We start from the raw sequence: 6,607 nt of genomic DNA on the forward strand, positions 1-6,607 counted from the left end.
CCGAACGTGCTTTTCGCGCCAAACAGCAGGGGCTCGCTAGTTCCCCGCCACCAGCAACGTACTCGCGGTGCCGACGCCGTCCAGCCTCCGCAGTGCCGCGGCGAACTGTTCGAACCTCGCCCGCGGGACGGCCGCGCGCACCTCGCCGATCACCTGCCAGAGGTAGCGGTGCTCAGGAGTCTCGCCGATCGGTGACTGCGCCTCGCGGCTCGCCGGCCGCACGTCCGAGGCGAACGCGAGCGCCACCGTCGCGGCGCGCAGGCAGGCGGTCGCGAGCGTGACGCAGTCCTCGACCAGCGTTCGGTCGTCCTCGGCCCGCACCACGCCGCTGACCGCGAACCGGACCACCTGCATCAGCGCGAGGTGGAGGCGGTGGCCCGCCTGGGCCCGTTCGTGCGGCAGGTGCTCGGTGCGAGGACCGGGCGTCACCACGGTCATGCCGACCTGGGGGCGGCGCAGGACGTGGTCGAAGAGCGCGGTCGGTGCCCACAGCAGGGTGCGCCAGGAGTCCTCGCTGATCGAGGTGCCTGCCCTGGCGGCGTTCTCCAGCACGTCGAGGTAGGCGATCAGGAGACCGGACAGGAACACGCCACCGCGGTCGCCGCCGACGCGCTCGACGCCGAAGCGTTCGTCGTGGCAGGTGTGCGGAACCCCGTGGCAGGGCGTCCATTCGATCACGCTGTTGCTCGCGAGCACCACGCGCGCGAGCCGTTGGTGCACGGGTGACGCCGAGAGCACCGTGTCGTCCAACCCCATCTGGACGAGCGTGGACGCTGCGTGCTGCAACGACTCACGCCGCCGCGGCACGAGGTCGGGGTGCAGCAGGCGGAAAGGTTCCACGTCGCCCCCTCCCCTCGGTTGGTTGCGTCAACAATGAACGCCGGGGCGCGTGAAGTCATCCGGATGAACCGCAGCGTTACGTCTCAGTTGGACTGCGCCCAGGTCACCAGCTCGGCGCGCGTCGTGAGGCTTAACACCGTCTTCACGTTGCGCACGTGGGACTCCACGGTGCGGTCGGAGATTCCGAGCTTCGCCGCCACTTGCGCGTTCGTCATTCCCTGCGCCACCAGCTCGACGACCACGCGCTGCCGGTCGCTGAGCACCGGGTCCTGCACGATCTCCTCGTCCAGCGCGGTTTCCAGCGCGTGCCGGACATCCATCGCCCGGCCGGCGTTCAGGGCTCTGGTGAAAGCCGCGCGGGACAGGGCTTCCCGGGCGAGGTCCAGTGCGGCGGCCATCTTCCTGCGCCACCACGGCTCGGTCGGAACGACCCAGGACGTGCGCATCTGCTGGCAGGCGGCCAGAAGGCGCACGCCGATCTCGTGCCGTCCGGACAGCACGGCGACGAGTCCCCTGCCCTCGATCGACTCCAGGACCGCGCGTGGGGAGGAGGCGGACAGCCGGGCGCTGTCGGCGAACCGCGCGCCGGCCGTCGCCACGTCTCCTCGTTCCAGCGCGATGCAGCCCGACGTGTGCACCGAGATCGCCACGACGTCCTGCCGCGCATGGGCTTTCAGGACAGGTGACGCGGCGTCCACCAGGACGGCGGCGGCGTCGGCATCACCCTGGACGAGCAGCCGCCAGCCGAGGTTGTGGCTGGACACGGCCACGCTGACATCGTTGCCGTTGCGGCGGCCGTGCCGGATCGACTCGCGCAGCGCCCACGTGGTGTTCGCGACGTCGCCCGCACCGTCGTACGCGGCCGACAGCGTCCGGTGGAGGCGGCACATGATCTGGTCCTGCCCGCCGGCTTCCGCAGTCTTGATCGCCTCCAGGGCGTGCTCGACCGCCTCCTCGTGCCGTTCCTCGTGCCCTGCCAGCAACGACGCGTACTCCAGCGCGAGGATCCGGTAACGGGCATCGGCGGCCGACTGGTGCAGCACCTGCATCAGCACCGCGCCCGCCTCGGTGAAATAACCGCGGTCGAAGCACACCCTCAGCACCATCGTGGCGAGCATCAGCCTGCGTTCGTCCTGCGGTGCCACCAGATGCCCGAAGGCGTACGCCACGTTGTCGTACTCCTGGTGCAGCGCCTCGACCTGTTCCGGCGAGAGGATCGACGACGAGACACCGGGTTCGCCCTTGCCGCACAACCACTCGATGATCCGTTCGGCGGTCACGGCGTACTCGTTGTGCTCGCGCAGGCGTTCCTCCGCGTAGAGGCGCACCGACTCGAGCATCCGGAAGCGGCCGTCGTTCTCCCGCACCACCAACGACTTCGCCTGCAACGCCGTGAGCAGGCCGATCACCGCACCGCCGTGCACCACCTGGGCGATCTCCAGCCCGAACCCGCCCGGCAGCAGCGCGAGCCGCCGGAACAGCTCTTCCTCCTCCGGCGTCAGCAGGTCGTGACTCCACGCGATGGCCGCGCGCAGGCTCTGGTGCCGCGCCAGTTCGCCCGCGTCGCTGAGCAGGTCCAAGCGGTGATCGAGACGGCTCGCGAGCTCCGTCAGCGGCACGGAGGCGGAGACGTTCGCGGCGAGTTCCACCGCGAGCGGCACGCCGTCGAGCCGCGCGCAGATCGCCGCGATCACGTCCTGGTCACCCGGCACGCCCGCGCGTTCGGTGAACAGCCGGACCGCGTCGCCGTCCATGCCGTGCAGCGGGAAAACAGCCTCACCGACCGCCCGCAGCGCTTCCCTGCTGGTCGCGAGGACCTGGACGTGCGGGCAGCGCGCCAGAAGCGCGTCCACCACGGCACAACACTCCTCGATCAGGTGCTCGCAGTTGTCGACGAGCAGCAGGATCCGCCGGCTGCCCAGTTCCGCGAGCAACGTCGTCCTGAGGGCGACACCCGCGTGCTGGTACACCCCAACGGCTTCGGCGAACGCCTGCACCACCTGGTCCGGACGGCTCAACCTGCCCAGCTCGACCGTGCGCACCTCGACCCGCCGGTGCCGCCTGGCGACCTCCACCGCGAGCCTGGTCTTCCCGATTCCCGCCGACCCCACGAGCGTGAGCAGCCTGTGCTTGCGCAGCAACGAAAGCAGCTCGACCAGCTCGCGTTCCCTGCCCACGAACGCGTCGTCGTGACCCGGCAGCTCGGCGACCACAGTGGACGTACCGGCGTTCCTCCGGCGGTAGGCGCGCTGACGGCACGCGTTGGAGCAGTACCGCGCTCGTGAAGGCAGGGACGCGAAGTCCGTGCCGCAGTTCGCGCAGATCCCCATCCGGGGAGCGTACGGCCGTTTCAGCGTCTCAATTGGAAAGTGTGTGGAGGTCGACCTCGAGGGCGGTCCCCGACAGCAGCTCCGCGAGCTCGATCCGATCACGCGACTTCGCGAGCCAGCCACTCCGAATCCGCTGCACCACCTGCGTCTTCGTGACGTCGGCGGCCTCCGCCTTGATCACGATGTCCTTGCCGTTCTCCAGGTGGACCACGGCACGCCGGAACCTGGGCGCGTGCGGCACGAACTCACCGGTGCCCGGCACCACGGGGTACATCCCGAGCGCGCTGAACACGTACCAGGCGGACATCGTGCCGAGGTCGTCGTTGCCCGTGACACCCGCCGGCCCGTTGACGAACAACGTCTGCGCGGCCCTGACGACCACGGACGTCTTCTCCGGCTTGCCGATGAGCGCGTACATCCACGGCGCGTGAAGGTCCGGTTCGTTGTTCGGGTTGTACCTGAACTGGTTGTAGTAGTCGTACGGCCCGACAACCCACTTCTCGCGCACGGTCCGCACGGGATCGGTCAGCAGGTCCGAGTAGGCGAAGAAGTCGTCGAGCCGAGCCTCGGCTGCAGCCTTGCCACCGAGCGCCGTGATCAGGCCGGGCACGTCGTGCTGTGCGAGCCACTGGTACTGCCACGCAGTTCCCTCGTGGAACCCCTCGGACCCCTGCGGCGTGAACGGCGTGAGCCACGCACCACCAGCGAGCTTGGGCCGCGGAAACCCGGTGAACCCGCGGTCGGTGACGCTGTGGTCCCAAAGCGCCCGGTGGTTGAGCCCGCGCCGCTTGAACCGTTCGGCGTCCTCCTTGTGCCCGAGCTCCTCGGCCATGATCGCGAGCGTCGCGTCGGCCAGCGCGTACTCGAGCGTCGCCGAAGCCCCGTGGTGAGGATCGGTGTCCTGCCCCTTCTTGGGGAAGCGCTTGTCGTACTGGACAAAACCGTTGGCCAGGTAGTTCGGGTTCCCGGACCGCCCCTGGAACCGCGAACTCTGCGGCGGCACCCCGTCGACGTTCTGGACGAGTGCCCTGTAGGCCTGCTCCTCGAAGCCCTTGAGATGCCCGAACCGCCAGAGGTCAACCAGGAACGGCGTGACCGGATCACCGGTCATGCAGTTGGTCTCCTGGTTCGCGTAGGCCCAACGCGGAAGCCACCCGCCCTGCTCGTGAATGGCGAGGATGCTCCGCGCGATGTCCTTGCTGCGCGCCGTGCGAAGCAACGCAAGGAGCTGGTTGTGCGCGCGATAGGTGTCCCACAGCGAGAAGTACTCGTAGTACGTCCAGCCATCGGCCTGGTGAACCTGGTTGTCGAAGCCCCGGTACCGCCCGTCGACGTCGCTGGCTGTGCATGGCTGCAACAACACGTGGTACAGCGCGGTGTAGAAGACCGCGCGCTCGTCCCAGTCTTCAGTCTCGATCTCGATGCAGCAGAGCTCTTTGCGCCACGCGTCTTGGGCGTCGTTGCGGAGTTCGTCGAACGTCTTTCCGCTGGTCTCGGCTTCCAGGTTGGCTTCGGTGCCCCGCTCGTCCACTTGGGACAAAGCGGTGTACGCCGTGACGGGCCCCGGTTCGAAGGTCACCCAGGCGCCCCTCAGGCCCGCACCACCCGCCGACTCCCGTTGCCCCGGCTTGGATCCAGTAGGCCCCCAGGTGCCGAACTCTTTGAACGGACGGTCGAACCTGGTGATGAAGTGGGTGAGGTAGGGACGGCCGCCGCAGAACGCCTGCGTCTCCACGGTTCCGGTGATGGTGCGATCGTCGACGACCCTGACAGAGCTGGCGGAGACGGGCTCTTTGTCGTTGGCCTGGCCGACGTTGACGAGAAGCGTTGCGTTGACACCACTGGGAAACGTGTACCGCTCGACGCCGGCCCTGGTCGTCGCAGTGCACTCGACGGTGATGTCGCGCTCCAGCTTGACCTTGTAGTAGCCGGGCTTGCCGATCTCCCCGTCGTGCGAGTACTTGGCGCCGTAACGCTTGTGGTCGAAACTCGCCGGAAGCTGCGTGACGGGGAGGATTGGCACTAGCCCGCCCTGCTCCCAGCACCCCGCACCAGACAGGAAGAAGTGCCCGAAGCCGCGGATGACCGTGTCGTCGTAGCGGTAGCCGGCGTAGTGGGAGCCGACCGGACTGGAGTGCGCCTTGCCGAAGGGCATGGACGCGCCGGGGAAGGTGTTGCCCTCGTCCTTTGTGCCGATGAACGTGTTGACCGACTCAATGGGATCCAGTGCGTCCACGGTCTCCAGCCTAGTTGGGAATGTGGGGGTGGAGGGGGTGGCCGTGTGGTCCGGTTGGGTGGTTGGTGGGGCTGGGCTGGGTTCGGGTTGGGGTGCGCGGTGGGCCTGTGGTTGGGGTGCGCGGGTCGGCTTGCGTTGGGGCGTGTGCGGGTCGGCTTGGGTGGTTCGGCGCAGGTTCCAGCGGGGTGGTCGCCTGCCGTGTCGCCTTGGGTTGGTGGTCGCTTTGGGTCGTATGACGAGCCGGGTCATTTCATCGCCGCTTCGCGACGATTGCGATTGGGGCTTGACTTCGGGGCCCTTGCGAGGCGCTGTGTCGGGCGGAAAAGGTCGGATGCTCCGCACCCGCCCGATCCGAAAAGGCTAGCACCTCGCTCCCAAAGTCAAGCCCCAATCGCAAGCGTGCGTGGTTGCGTTTGTTGTTCGGCTCCCGTCATTACCGCTTGCCCGATGACGCATTGCCCTGTCCGGCTCGGCTTCGCCATTGCGGTTGGCCGGGGTGCTCGGCTTCGCCATTGCCCGCGTTGCGGTGGGGATTCGGCTCGGCTCCGCCATCGCCGCTTGCTTCGGCTTCGGCTTCGGCTTCGCGAGATTGACCGCACTGGACGTGACCTCTCAGGATTGCCCATGCGGATTACCTCTAGGGATTAGCCACGCGGGATTCGCATCGCCGGATTGGCATCGCCGGATTGGCATCGCGAAACTGTCTCCACGCGGCGGTAGTACCACACAGCACGGGCAACGGCCGCCCATGGCGCCGCTGGTTCGTCGGCGGTGGCGAGGCTGCCTCGCCGTGGTCCGGCATCGGTGGCGAGGGCGCCTGACCGTGGCCAGAGTCGCCTTCATCAGCACCGCCTCCCCCGTAGCCAGGCAGCCTCCATCGCCACCGCGTGGCCGTGGTCAGGCGGTGTTGATCAGGTTGCGTCTGGGACTTCGCTGTGGGTCGAGCCCAATGCCGCTAAGTTAAGCGACCCTGCCGAATATGTGCAGCTCGGGCGGCATATCGTGGCGAGTTCCCGTGTGGGTAGCTCGCTTGATTACCTTGTCTCCTGACCGGACTCGTTTAACCACGCGGGGATAGGAGCGGTGCCGGCGTCCGCTACTGCGACGATGCCGGATCTCCTCAATCGTCTCGACTATCGCCTTCTTCAGTCGGCGAGGGGGAAAAACCCGCCTGGTTGGTGACCTGGCGGCGCACGGCGTT

General features: G+C 68.0%; 3 protein-coding genes. All 3 read right to left on the bottom strand.

The genetic code is table 11. The features are described 5' to 3' along the window. Window positions 1–36: 36 nt before the first annotated feature. The 3 genes from ACFOWZ_RS43140 to ACFOWZ_RS43150 all read right to left on the bottom strand — a co-directional run bounded on the left by ACFOWZ_RS43140 (window position 37) and on the right by ACFOWZ_RS43150 (window position 5,406). Entirely contained in the window at window positions 37–840 is an 804-nt protein-coding gene (locus tag ACFOWZ_RS43140; protein ID WP_382379782.1) for a hypothetical protein, read from the bottom strand. An 83-nt stretch (window positions 841–923) separates the two neighbouring features. Then, window positions 924–3,170 (bottom strand): LuxR C-terminal-related transcriptional regulator, encoded by a 2,247-nt coding sequence (locus tag ACFOWZ_RS43145; protein WP_382379783.1) that lies wholly within the window; start codon window positions 3,168–3,170, stop codon window positions 924–926. Window positions 3,171–3,198: 28 nt separating this feature from the next. Next, window positions 3,199–5,406, bottom strand: a complete 2,208-nt coding sequence (locus tag ACFOWZ_RS43150) for a GH92 family glycosyl hydrolase (protein WP_382379784.1) — start codon at window positions 5,404–5,406, stop codon at window positions 3,199–3,201. Between the last annotated feature and the right edge of the window lie 1,201 nt (window positions 5,407–6,607).

This window comes from Lentzea rhizosphaerae, assembly GCF_042649515.1.
In the GTDB taxonomy this organism is placed as follows: Bacteria; Actinomycetota; Actinomycetes; order Mycobacteriales; family Pseudonocardiaceae; genus Lentzea; species Lentzea aerocolonigenes.